Origin of the sequence: Enterobacter soli (assembly GCF_964208575.1) — a bacterium.
Classification (GTDB): Bacteria; Pseudomonadota; Gammaproteobacteria; order Enterobacterales; family Enterobacteriaceae; genus Enterobacter; species Enterobacter soli_A.
In genome coordinates this window covers 21,012-40,724 of record NZ_CAXOFU010000002.1, presented here as the reverse complement: position 1 = coordinate 40,724, position 19,713 = coordinate 21,012, and the positions used below count along the sequence as shown (strand labels likewise).

Annotated in this window: 17 protein-coding genes and 1 pseudogene; 5 read left to right on the top strand and 13 right to left on the bottom strand. The window is 56.0% G+C overall.

Translation table 11 applies throughout. The features are described 5' to 3' along the window. Window positions 1-45 precede the first annotated feature (45 nt). Window positions 46-1,638, bottom strand: coding sequence for a maltose/glucose-specific PTS transporter subunit IIBC (gene malX, locus AB6V08_RS01975; protein ID WP_368541025.1), 1,593 nt, complete (start codon window positions 1,636-1,638; stop codon window positions 46-48). Window positions 1,639-1,815: 177 nt separating this feature from the next. Here malX and AB6V08_RS01970 point away from each other — a divergent pair, with 177 nt between their 5' ends. Next, the gene (locus AB6V08_RS01970; protein WP_368541024.1) at window positions 1,816-2,844 is read left to right on the top strand and encodes a Mal regulon transcriptional regulator MalI; all 1,029 of its coding nucleotides are present in this window, start codon (window positions 1,816-1,818) and stop codon (window positions 2,842-2,844) included. Window positions 2,845-2,896: 52 nt separating this feature from the next. Here AB6V08_RS01970 and AB6V08_RS01965 read toward each other — a convergent pair whose 3' ends face one another. Continuing rightward, window positions 2,897-4,438 carry a YdgA family protein gene (locus tag AB6V08_RS01965; RefSeq protein ID WP_368541023.1) on the bottom strand — a complete coding sequence of 514 codons (1,542 nt, stop codon included), beginning with the start codon at window positions 4,436-4,438 and terminating at the stop codon, window positions 2,897-2,899. A gap of 98 nt (window positions 4,439-4,536) precedes the next feature. Continuing rightward, window positions 4,537-5,712: a mannose-6-phosphate isomerase gene (gene manA / locus AB6V08_RS01960; protein WP_368541022.1), complete on the bottom strand. Its 1,176-nt coding sequence runs from the start codon at window positions 5,710-5,712 to the stop codon at window positions 4,537-4,539. A gap of 199 nt (window positions 5,713-5,911) precedes the next feature. Between manA and fumA the strand changes: the two genes are divergently transcribed. Together fumA and fumC are read left to right on the top strand one after the other, a co-directional pair. Next, entirely contained in the window at window positions 5,912-7,558 is a 1,647-nt protein-coding gene (fumA, locus tag AB6V08_RS01955; protein WP_368541021.1) for a class I fumarate hydratase FumA, read from the top strand. 183 nt (window positions 7,559-7,741) lie between these two features. Next, the gene (gene fumC, locus AB6V08_RS01950) at window positions 7,742-9,136 is read left to right on the top strand and encodes a class II fumarate hydratase (protein WP_368541019.1); all 1,395 of its coding nucleotides are present in this window, start codon (window positions 7,742-7,744) and stop codon (window positions 9,134-9,136) included. On the opposite strand, the gene tus is transcribed toward fumC, so the two are convergent. The 10 genes and pseudogenes from tus to AB6V08_RS01900 form a co-directional block, all read right to left on the bottom strand. Next, on the bottom strand, window positions 9,137-10,066 hold the full coding sequence (gene tus, locus AB6V08_RS01945) for a DNA replication terminus site-binding protein (protein ID WP_368541018.1): 930 nt from the start codon (window positions 10,064-10,066) through the stop codon (window positions 9,137-9,139). A gap of 72 nt (window positions 10,067-10,138) precedes the next feature. Then, window positions 10,139-11,437, bottom strand: a complete 1,299-nt coding sequence (gene rstB / locus AB6V08_RS01940) for a two-component system sensor histidine kinase RstB (protein WP_368541017.1) — start codon at window positions 11,435-11,437, stop codon at window positions 10,139-10,141. Window positions 11,438-11,466: 29 nt separating this feature from the next. Further along, the gene (locus AB6V08_RS01935) at window positions 11,467-12,747 is read right to left on the bottom strand and encodes an Arm DNA-binding domain-containing protein (RefSeq protein ID WP_368541016.1); all 1,281 of its coding nucleotides are present in this window, start codon (window positions 12,745-12,747) and stop codon (window positions 11,467-11,469) included. Beyond that, window positions 12,747-12,962 (bottom strand): excisionase family protein, encoded by a 216-nt coding sequence (gene xisR, locus AB6V08_RS01930; protein WP_368541015.1) that lies wholly within the window; start codon window positions 12,960-12,962, stop codon window positions 12,747-12,749. Before xisR ends, AB6V08_RS01935 begins: the two co-directional genes overlap by 1 nt. 70 nt (window positions 12,963-13,032) lie before the next feature. Beyond that, entirely contained in the window at window positions 13,033-14,118 is a 1,086-nt protein-coding gene (locus tag AB6V08_RS01925; protein WP_368541014.1) for a RecT family recombinase, read from the bottom strand. 9 nt (window positions 14,119-14,127) lie between these two features. Next, window positions 14,128-17,445 carry a RecE family exodeoxyribonuclease gene (locus tag AB6V08_RS01920; protein WP_368541012.1) on the bottom strand — a complete coding sequence of 1,106 codons (3,318 nt, stop codon included), beginning with the start codon at window positions 17,443-17,445 and terminating at the stop codon, window positions 14,128-14,130. A gap of 138 nt (window positions 17,446-17,583) precedes the next feature. Next, the gene (locus tag AB6V08_RS01915; RefSeq protein ID WP_236345691.1) at window positions 17,584-17,748 is read right to left on the bottom strand and encodes a YdaE family protein; all 165 of its coding nucleotides are present in this window, start codon (window positions 17,746-17,748) and stop codon (window positions 17,584-17,586) included. Further along, window positions 17,741-17,857, bottom strand: a pseudogene (locus AB6V08_RS01910) (hypothetical protein); the annotation flags it as partial. The gene AB6V08_RS01915 and the pseudogene AB6V08_RS01910, both read right to left, overlap by 8 nt. A gap of 9 nt (window positions 17,858-17,866) precedes the next feature. Further along, window positions 17,867-18,145 (bottom strand): hypothetical protein, encoded by a 279-nt coding sequence (locus AB6V08_RS01905; protein WP_368541011.1) that lies wholly within the window; start codon window positions 18,143-18,145, stop codon window positions 17,867-17,869. Window positions 18,146-18,242: 97 nt separating this feature from the next. After that, window positions 18,243-18,656: a helix-turn-helix domain-containing protein gene (locus AB6V08_RS01900; RefSeq protein ID WP_368541010.1), complete on the bottom strand. Its 414-nt coding sequence runs from the start codon at window positions 18,654-18,656 to the stop codon at window positions 18,243-18,245. 110 nt (window positions 18,657-18,766) lie between these two features. Between AB6V08_RS01900 and AB6V08_RS01895 the strand changes: the two genes are divergently transcribed. Both AB6V08_RS01895 and AB6V08_RS01890 read left to right on the top strand, forming a co-directional pair. Beyond that, window positions 18,767-18,997 carry a hypothetical protein gene (locus AB6V08_RS01895; RefSeq protein WP_368541008.1) on the top strand — a complete coding sequence of 77 codons (231 nt, stop codon included), beginning with the start codon at window positions 18,767-18,769 and terminating at the stop codon, window positions 18,995-18,997. A 2-nt stretch (window positions 18,998-18,999) separates the two neighbouring features. Next, on the top strand, window positions 19,000-19,542 hold the full coding sequence (locus AB6V08_RS01890) for a toxin YdaT domain-containing protein (protein ID WP_368541007.1): 543 nt from the start codon (window positions 19,000-19,002) through the stop codon (window positions 19,540-19,542). Window positions 19,543-19,713: the final 171 nt, after the last annotated feature.

Sequence of the window (19,713 nt, the reverse complement as noted above, 5' to 3'; positions counted from 1 at the left end):
GTTGGTCCTTAAAGTAAAACCCCCTCATGGCGAGGGGGCGAGGCATCAGGCTTCGACCGTTCGCATCAGGGTCGCCAGCTCGTCTTTGACGGACTGCACCTGCGGGCCGATGACAACCTGCAAATTATGCTGATTCAACTGTACCACGCCGATGGCCCGGTTGGCCTTGAGGGCGTTGGTATCCACTTTGGACATATCCGCCACCGACAGACGCAGGCGGGTGATGCAGTTATCCAGAGAGGTGATGTTATCCGCGCCGCCCAGCGCCGCCAGGATAGCAGGGGTGTTGTAGCCCGATTTACCCACGGTGCCCGCAACCGCCTGCTCCACGCTGCTGGCGGTATCGGCATCGCGGCCTGGGGTTTTCAGGTTGAAGCGGGTGATGGCGAAGCGGAAGATCCCGTAGTACACCGCGAACCAGATAGCCGCCACAACCGGCACCAGATACCACTTGGTAGACAGGCCGTGCAGAATACCGAACACCACGAAGTCAATCACGTTACCGTCGGTGTTGCCGATCGTCACGCCCAGAACCGCCATCACGGTGAAGCCCAGACCGGTCAGAACCGCGTGAATGAGGTACAGCACCGGGGCAACGAACAGGAACAGGAACTCGATAGGCTCGGTGGTGCCGCCAACCACGCAGGCGATCACGCCGGAAATCAGCAGGCCCTTAATTTTATGACGATTTTCCGGGCGAGCACAGTGGTACATCGCCAGCGCCGCGCCCGGCAGGCCGCCGAGGAAGGCCGGCATTTTACCCTGAGACAGGAAGCGGGTCGCGCTTTCGGAGAAGCCGTGCGTGGTCGGGCAGCTCAGCTGCGCCTGGAAGATGGTCAGCGCGCCGCTCACGTCGTGACCGCACACCTCCATCGTGCCGCCCGCTTCGGTAAAGCGGATCAGCGCCACCAGAATGTGTTGCAGGCCGAACGGCAGCAGCAGGCGCTCGCCGGTACCGAAGATCATCGGGCCAAAATCACCCGCGCCGTTGATGATGCGGCCGATCCCGGTGATGCCCATCGCGAAGACCGGCCAGATCAGCGGAATGATCAGACCAAACAGGCCCATAACCACCAGCGTGATAATCGGGACAAAGCGGGTGCCGCCGAAGAAGGCCAGCGCGTCGGGCAGGCGAATATTGTGGAAGCGTTCGTGCAGCATCCAGATGATCACGCCCGCGATCACCGCGCCGAGAATCCCGGTATCGATGGACTGGATCCCAATCACGCTCTGAATGTTATTGGCTTTCAGGATTGCTGCATCGGTGGTTGGCAGAATGCCTTTCGCCGTGAGCCAGAAGTTAACCGCAAGGTTCATTACCGCGTAGCCGACGAAGCCCGCAAAGGCCGCCACGCCTTTATTTTCACGCGCCAGACCCAGCGGGATGGCGATACAGAACATCACCGGCAGGAAGCTAAAGGCAAAGGAGCCGACCTTGCTCATCCAGATAAAGATGGCCTGCAGTACCGGGTTGCCAAGGAACGGGATCAGGGTAATAACGTCATGGCTGCTTAGCGAGCTGCCGATCCCCAGCATGATCCCGCAGAAGGAGAGAAGCGCCACGGGCAGCATAAAGGTTTTACCCAGTTGCTGGAAAAACTCCCACAGCGATATTTTTTGTGCCGCTTTCGCCGTCATAAAACGACTCCTTTATTGGTAAAATAGATTTGCCTGCTTCAATGCTGCGAGAAGATAAAACGTTTTATCAAACTTTAGTGCGCGCTGAATCACATTCTCCATCTTTGGCTGGTAGTATAAATACATCGTATTGATAAAACGTTTTACCGATCTCATTATCAGGGAGTTCCGCCACACATGGCTGTAGCGAAAAAAGTCACCATTAACGATGTTGCCCTGGCGGCTGGCGTATCGGTCAGTACCGTTTCGCTGGTGCTGAGCGGAAAAGGGCGTATCTCTTCCGCCACGGGCCAGCGCGTAAACGAGGCGGTGGAACAGCTCGGCTTCGTGCGAAATCGCCAGGCCTCGGTTCTGCGCGGCGGTCAGAGCGGGGTTATTGGGCTGATTGTTCGCGATCTGACCTCGCCGTTTTACGCTGAACTGACCGCCGGGCTGACCGAAGCGCTCGAAGCGCAGGGGAGGATGGTGTTTTTACTTCACGGCGGCCGCGAGCCGGAGCAGCTGCTGTCCCGTCTGGACATGCTGCTGATGCAGGGCGTCGACGGCGTGATTGTCGCGGGAGCCTCCGGGGTGGGAAGCGAGCTGTGCGAACGCGCCGCAGAGAAAGGCGTGCCGCTGGTGTTTGCCTCGCGCGCCAGCTATCTGGACGAAGCCGATACCCTGCGCCCGGACAACATGCAGGCCGCACAAATGCTGACCGAACATCTTATTCGACGCGGCCATCAGCGCATTGCCTGGCTGGGCGGAAAAAGCTCCTCCCTGACCCGCGCCGAACGGGTCGGGGGCTACTGCGCCACGCTTATCAAGTACGGACTGCCGTTCCACAGCGAGTGGGTCGTGGAGTGCGAATCCAGCCAGAAGAAAGCGGCAGAAGCGATCGGCTCAATGCTTAGCAGCAGCCCCACCATCAGCGCCGTGATTTGCTACAACGACGTGATTGCCATGGGCGCCTGGTTTGGCCTGATCCGGGCCGGGCGTCAGAGCGGCGAGGGGGGCGTTGAAACCTTCTTCGGCCATCAGGTGGCGCTGGGGGCGTTTGCGGATGTGGGCGAAAGCGCGCTGGACGATCTGCCCATCGTCTGGGCGACAACCCCCGCGCGGGAGATGGGCTATACCCTGGCGGACAGAATGATGCAGCGCATTGAGAAATCAGACGTGCAGACGGGGCACCAGATTGTGTCGGCGCGGCTGGTGACTATCAAATAATCCCAGCCGCCGACAGGCCAATAAAAAACCCCTCATCGAGGGGTTTTTTACATTACTGCTGAGGCGCTACCGGCGCGGGTGGCGCTACCGGGGCTGCGGGTTCAGCGGGCTCTGGAGCGCCGAGGGTTGGCATGCCAAACATTCCCACGAACTCTTCCAGCGGCATTTTCTGACCGTTAAGCGTAACCTGGCCGTTGGCGTACTGCAGGCTGGCACCAATGGTGTTGTTTTCCAGGGTGGTGATGCGGAACATCTGGCCCATCGCCGCCAGGCCTTTCACCTGCTGGCTCGCCAGTTTGCCGGCATCTTCTTCACCGTAACCCTCAAGCTTCGCAATCTGGGTCATAAACTCGGTGGCCATATCCACCGGGATAGCGAGCTTGCTGTCGAGGGACTTCACGCTGCGATCCACTTCCTGCGCCAGCGTCTGGGCTTCACCCGTAGCAGTGGCCGGATCTTTTAAGAACAGCGACAGGTTAAAGCTGGTTTCGCCTTTGCTGTTCTTCCAGCTCAGCGGCGCCACGGTAATCACCGGTTCGCCTTTTAGCAGGATCGGCAGGTTGTTGAACAGTACCGCCATCGCCTGCTGCTGATACACTTCCGGATTCTGCTTTAACGCGGCGTCGGTCAGCAGCGCCTGGCTTTCCTGGCTGTATTTCTGGCTAAACTGATGCCAGGCCGCGCCGTCGATGTTGCCGATTTTCAGCGACAGCTTGCCGGTGCCCAGATCCTGATTCTGTACCTTCAGGCTTTTCAGGGTGTAATCCAGCTGGGTATTGATGCTCTTGCCGTCTTTGGATACATCGGATTTTCCGTCCAGATCCATCCCTTCCAGCACCGCCATCTCTTTACCTTCTACCGCGATGGCGACCTTCTCAAGGCTGATTTTCTGATCGCCGATACGCTCGTCAAAGCTGGTCATACGGCTGTTGCCGTCGGCTTTCAGGTTGTTGAAGGTCAGCTGAACCTTCTGATCGAACTCGTTAACCGCGTCCACCAGTCCGCTCTGCGCTTCGCCGCTCAGGGAGTAGGTTTTACCGTCGCGATCGGCGTCGAGGGTAAAGTTACCGCCGCTAAAGGCGACTTTCTCGTTACCGTTTTCGTAGTTCAGCGGCTTAAGCGCGATATCAGAACTTGTGTCACCGGCATAGCTGATGCGGGTCTGCACTTCGAATGGCGAGGTGTTTTTCGCGATATCGAACAATGGTTTAGTGACATCGTTGTTCACCAGAACGGTTTTCACGGATGCCATAGAGGGAATGAGGTTAAATTTCTTAAGCTGCGCCAGCGGGAAGGGGCCGTGGCTCACGACTTCGTCCAGCACCACGCTCTGGCCGGGCTTCAGCCACGGGTTCTCAGTGCCCGCAACCGGCTTCACGACCAGCTCCATATGGCTGGTAAACACGCCGCGCTGGTAGTTTTGATAGCTCAGCTCTACGCCGGCTTCCGGCGCGCTGCGCTTAATTTCGCTGTTGGCCTGCGCCACCATCTCTGCCAGACGACCCTCCAGCTGCTTGCCGGTAAACCAGGACGCACCCGTCCAGATCGCGCCCAATGCAACAATAACGCCAACCGCTACGACCGATTTTTTCATTGCGACTATCCCTAAAATGAAACCAGGCGGTAAAAACCGCCTGGTGATAAAAGTCATTAACTAGATTAGCAAGAGTTGTTACAAAAATCAGTAAGCGGTTATAGCTTATTGAAAACTCGCGCCAGACGACCCGCGCCGCTGATGCTAATCGGTGACTCATTGGCGGCGATAAACGCCGACTCGCCCGGCTTGAGCACCAGACGCTGCGCGTCTTTGTGCAGCACCGCTTCGCCTTCCACGCAGAACAGGATCGCCGCGCTGTCCTGGGCCACCTCTGTTTCTGCCTGGCTGAGATCGTGCAGGGAGAACGCGAAATCTTCCACCGGGATCGGGAAGTCCAGCTCTGCGCCCTGTTTAACCGGCTGGGTCAGCAGCTCCGATGCGGGTTTGGCCACAAACTTCACGTTGGCCACCAGCTCCGGAATGTCGATGTACTTCGGCGTCAGGCCCGCGCGCAGCACGTTATCGGAGTTCGCCATCACTTCCAGCGCCACGCCCTGAAGATAGGCGTGCGGGGTTTCGGCAAACAGGAACATCGCTTCGCCCGGGTTGAGCTTCACCACGTTCAGCAGCAGCGGGGAGAACAGACCGCTATCGTCCGGATAGAACTCGGCGATCAGGCGGATAGTGTCCCAGGGTTCACCCTGCTGGTCGTTCAGCGCGGCTTTCAGCACCGCCAGCGCGTGGGATTTTTCCTCGCCCTGCATGTTAAGCAGGCTGGCGAACAGCTGGCTCAGGCCTTCGGCATTCGGGTTTTGCAGGAAGTGGGCGATGGCGTTGTTCGCGCCCGCGACCGGCTGCAGCAGAGAGATAAGTTCGGAGAACTCGCGGAACGCGTTCATTGCCAGGAAGGGGGTCAGGGCAAAGACCAGCTCGGGCTTGTGGTTCGGATCTTTGTAGTTACGCTCGGCGGCATCTAATGGAATGCCCGCGGCGTTCTCTTTCGCAAAACCGATTTCAGAGGCTTTCTTGTTCGGGTGAACCTGAATGGAGAGCGGCTGGTCGGCGCACAGCACCTTAAACAGGAACGGCAGCTCGCCAAAACGGCGGGCAACCTTTTCGCCCAGCAGCGCGGATTTGTCCGCGTCAATCACTTCGCGCAGGGAGCGAACCTGGCCGCTGGCGTCTTCAACTTTTGAGCTGCTCTTCGGGTGCGCACCCATCCACAGCTCTGCCATCGGCAGATTGTCTGGATTGTTGATGCCGTAGAGATCCGTTAACGCAGTTTTACTTCCCCAGGCGTAGTTTTGCACTGAGTTGATGAGTTTTTGCATTATCAAGCCCTGATTCAAATGTGGAATTAACTGCGGGTATTAAAGCAATAAACCGCGTGGATGTAACCTGCGGATGTAAAAAGTCGTACTAGTCTCAGTTTTTGTTAAAAAATTGTGTAGGATAGGCTAACTCGCTTTTAAGCCGGGCAGCGGAACATCTGCCCTGAATAATCAGACCCAAGCAGTAAGTGAGAGAACAATGTCGAATAAACCCTTCTATTATCAGGATCCTTTTCCTCTAAGTAAGGATCGAACCGAGTATTATCTGTTAACCCGCGATTACGTTTCTGTCTCTGAGTTTGAAGGACAGGAGATCCTTAAAGTTGAGCCGCAGGCGCTGACGCTGATGGCGCAGCAGGCCTTCCACGACGCCTCCTTTATGCTTCGCCCGGCGCACCAGCAGCAGGTTGCAGATATCCTGAGCGACCCGCAGGCCAGCGAAAACGATAAGTACGTTGCGCTGCAGTTCCTGCGCAACTCGGATATCGCCGCGAAAGGCATTCTGCCAACCTGCCAGGATACGGGCACCGCCATCATTACCGGTAAAAAAGGTCAGCGCGTCTGGACCGGCGGCGGTGACGAAGCGGCCCTGGCCCACGGCGTGTACAACACCTATATCGAAGACAACCTGCGTTACTCGCAGAACGCGGCGCTGGATATGTATAAAGAGGTCAACACCGGCACCAACCTGCCGGCGCAGATTGACCTCTACAGCGTGGACGGCGACGAATATAAATTCCTGTGCATCGCCAAAGGCGGCGGTTCAGCCAACAAAACCTACCTCTATCAGGAAACCAAAGCGCTGCTCACCCCGGGCAAGCTGAAGAATTATCTTGTGGAGAAGATGCGCACGCTGGGCACCGCGGCGTGTCCGCCGTACCACATCGCCTTCGTGATCGGCGGGACGTCCGCTGAAAGCACGCTGAAAACCGTGAAGCTCGCCTCCACCAAGTACTACGACGGTCTGCCAACAGAAGGTAACGAGCACGGTCAGGCGTTCCGCGACGTGCAGCTCGAGCAGGAGCTGCTGATCGAAGCGCAGAACCTGGGTCTCGGCGCGCAGTTTGGCGGTAAATACTTTGCCCACGATATCCGCGTGATCCGCCTGCCGCGCCACGGCGCGTCCTGCCCGGTGGGCATGGGCGTGTCTTGCTCCGCGGATCGCAACATCAAAGCGAAGATCAACCGCGACGGTATCTGGATCGAAAAGCTGGAAAACAACCCGGGCAAATACATCCCAGAAGAGCTGCGTAAAGCGGGCGAGGGCGAAGCGGTACGCGTCGACCTGAACAAGCCGATGAAGGAGATCCTGGCGCAGCTTTCTCAGTATCCGGTCTCCACGCGTCTGTCCCTGAACGGCACCATTATTGTGGGCCGCGACATTGCCCACGCGAAGCTGAAAGAGCGCCTGGACAACGGCGAAGGGCTGCCGCAGTACATTAAAGATCACCCGATCTACTACGCGGGCCCGGCGAAAACGCCAGAGGGCTATGCGTCCGGCTCTTTGGGCCCGACCACGGCGGGGCGTATGGATTCCTACGTCGATCAGCTTCAGGCCAACGGCGGCAGCATGATCATGCTGGCAAAAGGCAACCGCAGCCAGCAGGTCACGGACGCGTGCCACAAGCACGGCGGCTTCTACCTCGGCAGCATCGGCGGCCCGGCGGCGGTGCTGGCGCAGGGCAGCATCAAGAGCCTGGAGTGCGTGGAATACCCTGAGCTGGGGATGGAAGCGATCTGGAAAATTGAAGTGGAAGACTTCCCTGCGTTTATCCTGGTGGATGACAAGGGCAACGACTTCTTCAAACAGATCCAGTCGTCCCAGTGTTCGGCGTGTGTGAAGTAATTCTGTAAATTGCCGGGTGGCGGCTGCGCCTTACCCGGCCTACGAATCTGGTAGGTCGGGTCAGCGTCAGCGCCACCCGACGCCAAAAAGAGCGCACAAAGCGCCATACAGCATTCCTGAAGCCATCAATACTTATCTCTTAAGCATGTGAGCAATTCCATCATTGTTATCAAGGAGAAAGTAATGACCACGGTACGTAGCGAAAAAGATTCCATGGGCGCCATCGACGTCCCGGCAGACAAGCTATGGGGCGCGCAGACCCAGCGCTCGCTGGAGCATTTCCGTATCTCGACGGAAAAAATGCCCGTTTCGCTGATCCAGGCGCTGGCGCTGACCAAGCGCGCGGCGGCCAAAGTGAACCAGGACTTAGGCCTGCTGGCGGCGGATAAAGCCACCGCCATCATTAACGCCGCGGACGAAGTGCTGGCAGGTAAACACCCCGACGAATTCCCTCTCGCCATCTGGCAGACCGGCTCCGGTACGCAAAGCAACATGAACATGAACGAAGTGCTGGCGAACCGCGCCAGCGAGCTGCTGGGCGGCGCGCGCGGGATGGAGCGCAAGGTTCACCCGAACGACGACGTGAATAAAAGCCAAAGTTCCAACGACGTCTTCCCGACGGCGATGCACGTCGCGGCGGTGATCGCCATCCGCGAGCAGCTTATTCCGCAGCTCAACGTGCTGAAAAAGACCCTCAGCGAGAAAGCGCAGGCGTTCAGCACCATCGTCAAAATCGGGCGTACCCACCTGCAGGATGCCACGCCGTTGACCCTCGGCCAGGAGATCTCCGGCTGGGTGGCGATGCTGGAACATAACCTCAAGCACATTGATTACAGCCTGCCGCATCTGGCGGAGCTGGCGCTTGGCGGGACGGCGGTGGGCACCGGGCTAAACACCCATCCCGAGTACGCGGTGCGCGTGGCGCAAGAGCTGGCGAATATCACCGGGCAGCCGTTTGTCACCGCGCCGAACAAGTTTGAAGCGCTCGCCACCTGCGATGCGCTGGTGCATACCCACGGGGCGCTGAAAGGGCTGGCGGCCTCGTTAATGAAGATTGCCAACGACGTGCGCTGGCTGGCCTCAGGCCCGCGCTGCGGGATTGGCGAAATCAGCATTCCGGAGAACGAACCGGGCAGCTCCATCATGCCGGGCAAGGTGAACCCGACCCAGTGTGAGGCCATGACCATGCTGTGCTGTCAGGTGATGGGCAACGACGTGGCGGTCAACATGGGCGGCGCGTCCGGCAACTTTGAGCTCAACGTCTATCGCCCGATGGTTATCCATAACCTGCTGCAGTCCGTGCGCCTGCTGGCGGACGGCATGGAGAGCTTTAACGAGCATTGCGCGGTGGGGATCGAGCCCAACCGCGAGCGCATCAGCCAACTGCTGAACGAGTCGCTGATGCTGGTGACCGCGCTCAATACCCATATCGGCTACGATAAAGCCGCCGAAATCGCCAAGAAAGCGCACAAGGAGGGGCTGACGCTGAAGGCCTCCGCGCTAGCGCTGGGCTATCTGACGGCGGCCGAATTCGACGCCTGGGTGCGCCCGGAAGAGATGGTCGGCAGCCTGAAATAATCACTCCGCCACGTACAGGTGCAGCCGCGGAATAATCAACCGCAGCGGCTGCGCCTCTGGCTTATAGCGATGCTGAACGTTTTCGGCATCGTAGTTCAGCAGCTCCCCGATATCCGGCACCACGGCGCCCTGGCTGGCATCGTAAAGCGCAATCAGCGGCGTCGGGCAGGCGTGCTGCACCTGCTTTTGCTGCCCCGAATACCAGACCCGCGCGATAGGCTGCACCTTTACCGGACGCTTGATTTTAAGGCGCGTGCTGGCGGGCAGCGAGGCAATGCTCTGATACTCCTGCTCCAGCCGTTCGATCCACTGCTCCCGCGACCAGGGAGCGACCGTGCGCGGCGCCTTCAGGCTTTTCTCCAGCTGCGCCAGGATCTCATCCCGGGTAAAGTTTTTGATGATGTGCTTATTGGCCCAGCCAAAGCGCAGGGTGGCGGGGTGGCGCAGCGCTGTCAGGGTGCGATAGGCGTTGAGGGTAATCAGCCCCGGAAGCTGGCGGTGTACCCACTCAAAGCGGGCGGCAGGGGCTAATCCCGACTCCTCGGTGACGATTTTCTCGAAAGCGGCTTTCAGGGCGTTGATGTGGCCGATTTGTGTTTCCAGCGCTTCGCGGGTCGCGGCATCGGTTTGCAGGCAGATCACCCCCGGCAGGCGAACCGCCGCTTTGCTGCTGCGGTTTTCCGACTGCTGCTGGATAAACAGGCGGCGGTAATGCTGCAGGGCGAGATCCAGCGCGTCTTTGCCGATGTGCTGCTTCACCTCGATGGTTTCCAGCGGATCGTGCTCGGCCCCTTTTTCCACATCCGGCAGGCTAAAGACGCGCGCCGCCAGCAGACGGCAGGTCTGCAAACGCTCGGTCAGGCTGAGCAGCTCATGCTCCATTTCCCGAAACGTGGTGTTGAGCCTTTCGATAAGATCGTAAGTCGCCATAAAACCCTTCCTTAGTTACAACATACTTACGGTATAGCACAGCACGCCGGGTCAGGCCAGCGTGCGGTGGGGTCAGGCAGGAACGGGAAGGGGGATGTTGTGATACACCGGCCAGCTAAAGCAGAATTGCGCGCCGCCCAGCTCGCTCTCGCCACAGCGCACCGTGCCGCCCATCGCCTGGGCGATGGAGTGGACAATCGCCAGCCCAAGCCCGCATCCGCCGGTGGCGCGGTCGCGGCTCGGATCCAGGCGCACAAAGGGCTCAAACACTTTTTCGCGCTCGTCCGGGGCAATGCCGGGGCCGTCGTCCTCGACGGACAGCGTCGCCTGGTTGCCCTGCAAATCCAGGCCTATGCGCAGCGTGCTGTCGCTGTAGCGCATCGCGTTATTCATCAGGTTATCCAGCACGCGCTCCATCAGGCGCATATCCAGCGCGCCGTAGTCGCCCGGCGTGACGGCGGTCAGCAGCGTGCGCTGCGGGTTAACGCTCTGGACGTCGTCGATATGGGTTTGCAGCCAGACGGGCAGGTCAGGCGTGGTAAGGTTCAGCTCGTTTTGTGGGCGATCGAGTCGCGCGTAGGTCAGCAGCTCCTCAATCAGCGCTTCCAGCTGGCCGATATCGCGATTCAGCGCCTGGGATTCCGCCTCGGTGAGATTCTCGCTCATCTCCAGACGATAGCGCAGGCGCACCAGCGGGGTGCGCAGCTCGTGGGCAATCCCGTCGATCAGCTGTTTCTTGCTGGCAATCAGCGCGTTGATGTTATCCGCCATCTGGTTGAAGGCAATGCCCAGACGATCGAAGCTGGAACCGCTGTCAAAATGAATCCGCTCGCTGAAATGTCCCTCGCCAAAGCGCTGCGCGGCGGATTCCAGCTTCAGCATGTCCTGCCAGTGGGGCCGCATCCAGATAAAGACCGGGAAGGCCAGCGAAATGGCGATAAACGCCAGCAGCGCCATGTCCAGCAGCCGCATTTGATGCAGATAATAGAGATACGGCACCGGGCCGACCGCCAGCACGTAGTGGCTGCGCGGAATGCGCTGGATAAAGGTGTATTTCTCATCGAGCGCCACGATATCCCCGTCACGCAGGCGCTGCATGGCAGGCGGATCTAATTCGAAATCCTTCATCGGCTCGATGCGCAGATCGAACGACAGGTTCAGATCCAGCTCTTTCAGGGTGTGGGCCCAGTCGTGCGGCGGGATTTCACGGAGTTCGCTGCGCATCAGGTAGAGCGAGCTTTTCATTAGGTCGTCCAGAGACTGTCGGCCAGCGCGCTCGGCGGTGAATTTATAGACCAGCCCGACCAGCATGGTCATCACCAGGAAGCAGACAAACAGCAACAGATAAAACTGCACAAACAGCTTTTTCATTAAATATCACCGGAAAATCAAATGGTTAGCTACTTTGTTTTTACCTTCAGGGGCACTGTAGGGGCATTTGCATATCCGCCAAAGCGCTGATTCAAAAATGATACCTGATCGCTATCGAGAGCATTTATCCACGCAGAGTATACATGGAAGACCATCTCTGCATTCTCATGACCCATCTGATTCGCTATAAAAGCAGGATTAGCACCTGCCGACAACATCCAGCACGCATATGTATGACGCAGCTGGTAGGGGCGTCTGCGGCGAATGCCCGATCGTCTTACCGTAATATCCCATAGTGACACAATTGAGCTGACTGAATAGTACGCAGCTTGCTTGCCTCTCTGAGGTCGAGGCATAAACACAAAGTGCAGCTTTTGCGTTTCCGTTTTCCCGAACTCCCGGTGGTGAAAAGTTATTGGTACCTTAGGGGCACTCCCCGTAAGCTCCTTTTGAGCCCGTAAAGCCTCCAGAGCCGGCTCCAGTAACTTGATCGTCCGGTATCCTGCTTCGGTTTTGGGGGGGCCAAATAATCCTTCCTGAGTTAGATTGCGCGCAATATTAGCTTCGCCGGTGTTAAAATCGATATCCTCCCAGGCAAGAGCGCAAAGCTCGCCGGGCCGAACGCCGGTGTAAGCAAAAAATTGCCACATATTTTTCTGCTGAGCCGGAGCAGTATCTTTCAACTGCTCAAACTCATGTCTCAGAAGGGGATCTGGTTTTGTTTTCCCTTTGCGGAGCCTTTTTATTCCAACATATGGTTGATATGAAATAACTTTATTTTTAACCGCATAGTCGAGGATTTGTCGCATGATGGCCATATAATAATCTACTGTTCTAACGGAGCGGCCGGTTTTATTTCTCCTCTTTTCGGGAGCATAGTTAGTCTCGCCAATGAGCAATTCCTTTCTCCAGCCCAAAATGTCGCTGTTGGTGATAGATGCAACCAGCGTGTCTGGGCCAATAAGTTTTGTTAACGTTCTTACAGCTATCCCATAGCTTCTTGTGGCATTGGGTGAGAGATCGATTTTATGGTTTTCATACCAGGTTAATGCAAGTTCGGTGAACGTCGTAATATTTTTAGATGTATAAAACTTGGCTGCTACCTTCGACTCCGGGAACATGCCCCGGTAGTCAAAAGTGCCCAGTTGAATCTCGCTTACAATTTTGGCCCTTAGATTCCCGGCTTTTTTGACATTCGAAGCATTTACGATCCACCCTTTCAATGTTTCTCGGCATCTAACGCCATGAAACTTGAAACTAATTCGTATTTTATTATTGTGGATTTCAACACCAGTTGGCACTGCGGCCATCACGCCTCCTTCACAAACCTGTTAATGTTTGGGATGTTGTACCAGACAAGTCCTCGCTCTTCAGAACAGCTTCCATCCAATGGGATCCTCTTAAAATGCACCCCTTCGACCCAGTGGGTTTGGCGATAGCTTTTAATCTGACGATCGGTAAGGCCTGTCTTCTCTTTTAGTTTTGAAGCAACGCCCCATTCTGAATCGTAAATTACCTGCGACATGGTTCACCTCAGGTAACCGGCATGAGTATAAATATGCCGGTCATTAGTCGTTGATATTTCGGTTTCAGTATTAGGCCAGGTATTCCGGTTTCATATCCGCCAGGGTAATGCTGAACTGATCGTGCAACTCGTCGCCAAGGTGACGCTTTGAAGATGCCAGCACGCGCTCGGCTTCCGCGAATCGGTCAGCGGCATTTGGCTCGTCAGGCTGGGGAAGGGAGTTAATAGCGGCCTCAACTTTGTTGCGTGCGTCCACCAGGTAATAACGCTTCACGGCCTTGTTTTTCAGCTCAGTGAACAGGGCAGAACCCAGCGTTGCTTTCACGGTTTCAATATCTGCACGCAGAGCTTTAGCGCTATCCACATCCTGAGCCGCCTCGATGCGGTCACGGAAATCATCAGCAAGTGCATCAATATTTTGAGCTGATTCCTGAGCCGTTTGAGTCGTAGTGACGTTGTCACCTGAAATATCAGCGAGGCTAACGTGCTGCGCCGGTGCGGGATTTACCTCTCGTTCTTCACGGCGATCATCCAGTTCATCCGGGGTATAAACGCCCAGAATCACATCCGGGCAGAACAGTCTCGCCCAGCGTTTGACGGCCAGGTACGCCAGTTGCTGGCGAGGGTCGTCAGCCCACAGGGTAGAGTTTCTGGTGCGGGCCTGAGCCAGCAGTAAATCAAGTTCTCTCGGCTGCTCTTCACCTTTCAGGGTTGCGCGGATAATGATGCCGATTCCTGCTTCGTCAGACATGGTCCAGCCCGGGACGCGGTACTCACCTTTTTCACTTTTGCGAATATTGAATTTTCCAACAACTTTTTCCCATGGCCCGTACCATTCATATTCAAAGCGGCTGGCCAGCACGCCGCTGCGCGAAATAACGGCATTAACCAGCTGCGCTTCATACCCGAGCACACTGTTAATCAGGTGAGTTTTCTGCGCCACGGCAAAGGGATTCATCTGCCACTGTGCCGCTTGCATAGCTACAGCCATGCAGTCGGCCTGATTACCCTGAAGGTGTTTAGGAACAGTCGCTGTGCCTTGCGCCATGATCTGCGCAAAAGTGCTGATGGCGTTCAGATACTGGGAATCGAACAAAGCCACATTGGAATTGATAACGGTGTTCTGATCAGCCACGGTAACGTTGGTATTTTGCATATATCCCCCTTATGCCTGAGTACGCAGCGCTTCAAGGCGGCGCAGGTCGAAGTCGTTCAGTTCGTCGGTGTAGTCGGCTGTGATTGGTGCTGGCCATTCACCTGTGTCAAATCCGGTTGCGATAGCACGCATCGCTTTGCGGTACTCGAGCATTCCCAGTTCCAGCAGTTCAGCGGATGCCTCAATGATGGCGATCCAGTGGTAGTTCTCGTCTTTGTTGACGAAAATCCAGAAGAACTGATCCAGCGCCGCGGTTTCGCAGTACATTGACGCGCTCAGGTGATAATCACGTTCAATAATTTCCCGGTGTAGCCTGGCGCGCAGGCTTTCCTGCTTAACGTTCCACATGCTGATAGTTTTCAGGTCAGTACCGATACGCACGCCGTCCAAGTCGATCTCAAGGTCAGGGCGCACACGGACTTCCAGGCCGGTCTCCTCGTCAAAGCCGAAGTAGCTCACCTCAACAGCGCGGCTTGGGTGCTGGAGCAACATGCCAGCGCTTGGATGTGCCAGTAGTGCCGACTGAATCGCCAGTGCGGTCGCCAGCTGCTGGCGCGTTACCAGAATCTTGTCGTCGGGATTGTCGCGCCAGGCTTCCAGCAGCTCGTCAGCGAATACTGCATCCGGTTTGACTGACTTCACCGCCTGGATCATGTCAGCTTTGGTGCCTGACACTTTCAGCGGTGCCGGCTTCTGGGCTTCCTGCGCCACCAGATCAGGGTTGATGATCGCCAGCTGCTCAAGCAGCGCGTCACGGCTGCCGCTGGTTTTAACTGGTGCGGGCAGGGTGGCGTTGAACTCTTTGATGCAGGCCTTCATTGCAGTAGCGGTCTGCTTTTGGCCTGCACCGATCCGCTGGTATTCCGCAGGCAGGGCCATATAGCTCTGCGCCGTTTCCTCCAGGCTGCTGCCCATCGGCACCTGCGCGGGTAGGGTGGCGTTGTGCTCTTCCAGAAGCGCTTTGATATCTTCAGCGCTCAGTAGTGCCGGCAGGGTGGCGTTGTGCTCGTCAATAAAGGCGCGCAGAGTTGCAGTGGTCGTGAAGGCTCCTTCCGGGATCGCCGGTTCAACGCTGAACTCTTCATCGAGGTTTTCTGGTTGAAGTGCCAGCGCGTGAACCAGGTTACCCATGTCCAGCACTTTCGATGGCGCGCGCGGGATGGTTTTGGCAACGTGCCGCGCGTTGAAATACATCAGCGAAACGCGCGCATCTTTCACCTGAGTTGAGCTGATGCCGTTGGCTGCGTGGTAAACCTCGTTGGGCAGACCTTCATAGCGGCCTGGTTCGAAATAAGCAGGATATTCCGGCGCGCTGACGGTCTCCTCCGCCGCTTCGGTGATTACTTCCGGCTGCGCGGCGTTCGCCAGCTCCGGCGCCGCGGCGGCCAGAACCTCAGCCGGGCTCAGGGCAACTGTTTGCGGATCAACTGCATCAACGCTTTCGCCTGGTTGAACCGAATCAGTATTTTCGACTTTCTCTGGCTGAGTCGTTTCCATCTGCACATCGCTGGTGGTCTCCGCTTCGGTTTCCGTTTCTTCGACTTCATTTGAGATGGTATTGAAGACCTGATCGTTATTCCCACCCATTAGGGCATTGATGGAGAACATGCCACCGCCGAGGTTCTCGACCTGCGGCTGGCTGGCGGTCGTGTTCGCCCACTTCGGCAGGGTCTGCGTTTCAGCTTCACTCCCTTCAGCGAGTTGTTGCTCGCCCGCCTCTGCCCATTTTGGCAGTTGATGTTCTTCGGCAGTTTGGGTTTCTGCTTCTGGTTGTGCGATTGGGAGTGGCATCAGCTCAGTTGCAGCGTTGAATTCCGCGGTCATCGTCTGGTTCACGAACTCCAGATGCGCAACCGGCGTCAGGTGGATATTCTCAGGCGCGATACGCACCAAGTTGAAGATAGCCGCGCGGTTAACCGCCAGAACGCCGGGCTGGTTACGCAGGATTTTGCTCCAAGATTTCCATGGCTCTTCTTTGGTCGCGACGATCTCTTTGGCGCTGCGCAAAACACTGGAAGGGATTTCAAAGTGGTGAAAATCCATCGGCAGCAGGGCGCAGGCGATCTCCAGATCGAGGGTATCAAGGGTGTGATGTGCGCCTTCGCCGCGATCAGTGACATAACCGCCGTCGGCATTGGTGCCTGCGTCAGTGCGCTGTACATTGCTCACACGATTGCCCGTTGCCCATTCGCGCGCCAGGATGCCACGGTCGATGTAATCAGTCGCCGCCCAGATTCTGGTGAAGCGGAGAACCAAAGCGAGTTCATGACGCTTTTCCTGGCTGAATACTTTGCGGATGGCATCGGTGTAGCGCCACAGGTCTTTGGTATCGTACCCTTTGACCTCCTCGCAGTTTTCTGCCGCCAGCAGCAGGTTCTGGACATAGCTGTTGTCTGTGTCCATTTCCAGCGCGCTAATAGCTTCGTACTCTTCGCGAGTTACGTGATGGCGCAGTTCGTCTGAGGTGAACTGAGCGAGTAGCTGCTTACGGAAGGGCATACGAACGACTGGATAACGTGTGGTTTCGTCATCATTCTCGTCAATTTGGATACCGTCATCAGCTGCGATATCCTGACCAGTTTCAACCCCGTCGTCGCTGGTTCTTTCTGATTTGAGCAGAAGAGTAAGCTTTCCGTTCCTCCACTCTCTTACTACCTCATTGCGGTCGCCAGCATCTACTCTCAACCAGTCGGCCATGAAGGCAGCCAGCAACTTAACTTCGTGCTCTTCGTTTGGTGCGAAAATCTCCTTAACAGCCTGGATCATCTTCCACTCAGCATTCAGGCTGAGTTCGGCAACTTCAGGGATGTCGTTCTTCGCCAGCAGCAGGTTCTGGAGATAGGTGTTGCCTTCATCCAGTGACATTTCGCTGGCAGCCAGCTGCTGCTCTTTAGTGATATGTGACTGGTATTTGTCGCTGGTCAGGTGGACGGCATAACGAACCGCTGGAGTGCGGTTTTCAAGCGGGACACTCTCGACGGTAGTTTCAACTTTAACGGTCGTTTCCTGTGCGGCAGTGTTGTCCACTGCGCCAGTCGACACATCACCAGCCTTCGGCAGCCAGGTGCGCCCGTCGGCCTGGAGTGAGTAGCGCTCGCACCAGGTGTAATCCACGGTACCTTCTTCCGGCAGGTCGTTATATACCGGGAAATCGGTGCGGATCGGTTTGGCGTAGTCTTTACCGCGGCCAGTTTCTTCAATGCCTGCTTCTTCCAGTGCCACATCGAGTTGGAGATTGGCGCGCGCAGCACTTTTCGCAGTGAACCATATCACCGCATCTTTCTTGCCAGACTTCTGACTGGCTTTAAGCAGATGGAAAAATTCCATGTCAGATCCTCATTTTTGGATGTAAGATCCCCGGGCCAGAGATAGCGCCCATTGGGTATGTTTTTGGTTTGGTATAAATTCCGGTGTAACTTTGGTCGGTGGCACCGGACGTAAATCCCGCCTTGCGCGGGGTTTTCGTTATGCTTCGTGAGCCATCTGGTCGAACGAAGCGCAACGTACAGAACAGTAATCTCGTTGTTCGCGTTTCAGCTGCGAGCCGTGGATGAAGAGCAGTTCGTTTTTAACTTCTTTCCCTTGCTCGACCGGCTTGCGGCAGTACGCGCATTTCTTTGCATCACACATCTGGATTCCCCTTCTGCGCCAGCAGGTAACATAAACGGCGAAGAATCACTTCAAAGAAGTTCAGTTTTACGGCCTGTTGCCGGGCTGGTTTGCGTGCTAAATCAATCATGCTTCCCCCTTACCAGACCTTTGGCCAGCCTGCTATTACGGCCGCGATGCCAATTTCATGCTCCGGTTCATCCGGTTCTTTGCTGCGATGGAGATTAATGGCGATCTGGTCAGCCTCTTTCCAATCTTTAGCTTTAACGTAATACGTGCGATATCCATTACTGCCGGAGATCACTACGGTAAACCTCAACTTAGCCATGCTTTCCTCGTTTGCCTTATCGCTGGCCAGCGGAACGTTTATCACCTGACAACGGTGCGCTTGTTGTCGATGAATCCAATACTGCAACATAAAGTTTCAGATGTAAAGTGGAGGAAAGTAAAACTTTCTCGGAAGGGCAAAAAAAAGCGCCCTTATAGGCGCTGTGATGTTTCGTTGCAATTTTAAGCTATGTTTTGGAGCTATTTATGATGTCGTATACGTCGCTTTTCAGAAGCTCAATTTCATGAAGAACAGATTTTGTATGAAGAATAAGCCGTAGCTTCTCAGCCTCTGGAAGCTGGTTAAAGAGGGAAAGGAGTGCCTGCTCTTTATCGTCAAGTTCTACACCTGACTTTCCTGAAGTGGGGGGCGTTGTATCTTCCTGCCCCTCCTCCATGAAAAACCAGTGCTCAGGCTTTCCTGTTACAGCAGCAAGCCTCTTCAGCCGTTCCCCACTCGCTACGTTTCTTCCCTTGGCCCAATTTTGAACAGCCGTATGCGAAAGCATGACTTTTTTGGCGAGGTCAGATTTCGTCCAGCCATTTTCAGCCATAACTTGTTGAATTCTTCTAGCGAAGGTCGGGAAAGTTATTTCATTCATACGTTCATTTTACAACCTAAGGTTTCACTCAGCACTAAAACAATATCTTTCGTTTTATTGAAACATAAACTTTCGTCATGTATGCTTCGTTCATCATTGAAGGAGAGCACATGAACAAACTAACCCAAGAAAAAATCACCAAAGCTGCATCGCGTACTCGTATCGGCAAGCACTTCGGCATTAGCAGCCAAGCTGTCGGCAAGTGGATCTATGCGAGCGGGGTACCCCAGAAAAGAATCATTCCCCTGTGTAAATTCCTGGATTGGCAAGTAACACCGCACGAAATCGATCCCTGCGCCTATCCAAATCCCACCGACGGCCTTCCATATCAGGAGTCCTGACCATGCACGCCATTTCATATCAACAAAATACCGGAATAACTCCGGCGGCGATGATAAATCGCAATCAGCCAAGCGCGGCAGATAAGCACGAACTGATCCGTGACGCCGTTCGTGCCTGGGCAGCGTCACTGGATAACCAGGATGTCGTTGCCGGAATCATCGTTGAGGAATGGGAGCGACAGGGCGGCACCGGGCTGGCGTTTCCCGAAGACCTGAGCCGTAAGCGTCAAAAACTCTTCCGTTGGCTCGATGGCGATACGGAGTATGCCCGCAAAAACATCAGCCAGCTGTCACCCGCGATCCTCGCCGTTCTACCGCTTGAGTTCCGCGGTCGCTTGGTACCCCAGGACTGCTTTATGACGCGTTATGCAGCGATGGAGAAGGAAATCAGCGAGGCCAAACGCGCTGTGATCCTGAAGGCGCCACAGCACCAGCTGGTGAAAGAGGTGAGAGAGGGCATAGAGCATCTGCTGGCGCTACTACCGGGGGAGGCTGTCATTCAGATTCTGAGTGGTCTCGCGGTCTTGAGCCCGGGCGTTATGTGAGGTGCGCATTGAATTATTTCGAATTGAAGGTGAAAGCCGCGGTGCGCGAACACCAACGGCTTTCGGGTGCAAAAACGCGACGTGATTGCGAGGTCATTATGACAAACGTATGTACTAAACACCAGGCTAAAGGGGCATAGCATGTCGAATGTCGCTTATGCCGATTTTGCG

Bases quoted from the DNA above. Each gene is read 5' to 3' on its own strand.
- malX (WP_368541025.1), bottom strand. From the start codon at position 1,638: ATGACGGCGAAAGCGGCACAAAAAATATCGCTGTGGGAGTTTTTCCAG.
- AB6V08_RS01970 (WP_368541024.1), top strand. From the start codon at position 1,816: ATGGCTGTAGCGAAAAAAGTCACCATTAACGATGTTGCCCTGGCGGCT.
- AB6V08_RS01965 (WP_368541023.1), bottom strand. From the start codon at position 4,438: ATGAAAAAATCGGTCGTAGCGGTTGGCGTTATTGTTGCATTGGGCGCG.
- manA (WP_368541022.1), bottom strand. From the start codon at position 5,712: ATGCAAAAACTCATCAACTCAGTGCAAAACTACGCCTGGGGAAGTAAA.
- fumA (WP_368541021.1), top strand. From the start codon at position 5,912: ATGTCGAATAAACCCTTCTATTATCAGGATCCTTTTCCTCTAAGTAAG.
- fumC (WP_368541019.1), top strand. From the start codon at position 7,742: ATGACCACGGTACGTAGCGAAAAAGATTCCATGGGCGCCATCGACGTC.
- tus (WP_368541018.1), bottom strand. From the start codon at position 10,066: ATGGCGACTTACGATCTTATCGAAAGGCTCAACACCACGTTTCGGGAA.
- rstB (WP_368541017.1), bottom strand. From the start codon at position 11,437: ATGAAAAAGCTGTTTGTGCAGTTTTATCTGTTGCTGTTTGTCTGCTTC.
- AB6V08_RS01935 (WP_368541016.1), bottom strand. From the start codon at position 12,747: ATGGCCGCAGTGCCAACTGGTGTTGAAATCCACAATAATAAAATACGA.
- xisR (WP_368541015.1), bottom strand. From the start codon at position 12,962: ATGTCGCAGGTAATTTACGATTCAGAATGGGGCGTTGCTTCAAAACTA.
- AB6V08_RS01925 (WP_368541014.1), bottom strand. From the start codon at position 14,118: ATGCAAAATACCAACGTTACCGTGGCTGATCAGAACACCGTTATCAAT.
- AB6V08_RS01920 (WP_368541012.1), bottom strand. From the start codon at position 17,445: ATGGAATTTTTCCATCTGCTTAAAGCCAGTCAGAAGTCTGGCAAGAAA.
- AB6V08_RS01915 (WP_236345691.1), bottom strand. From the start codon at position 17,748: ATGTGTGATGCAAAGAAATGCGCGTACTGCCGCAAGCCGGTCGAGCAA.
- AB6V08_RS01905 (WP_368541011.1), bottom strand. From the start codon at position 18,145: ATGTTGCAGTATTGGATTCATCGACAACAAGCGCACCGTTGTCAGGTG.
- AB6V08_RS01900 (WP_368541010.1), bottom strand. From the start codon at position 18,656: ATGAATGAAATAACTTTCCCGACCTTCGCTAGAAGAATTCAACAAGTT.
- AB6V08_RS01895 (WP_368541008.1), top strand. From the start codon at position 18,767: ATGAACAAACTAACCCAAGAAAAAATCACCAAAGCTGCATCGCGTACT.
- AB6V08_RS01890 (WP_368541007.1), top strand. From the start codon at position 19,000: ATGCACGCCATTTCATATCAACAAAATACCGGAATAACTCCGGCGGCG.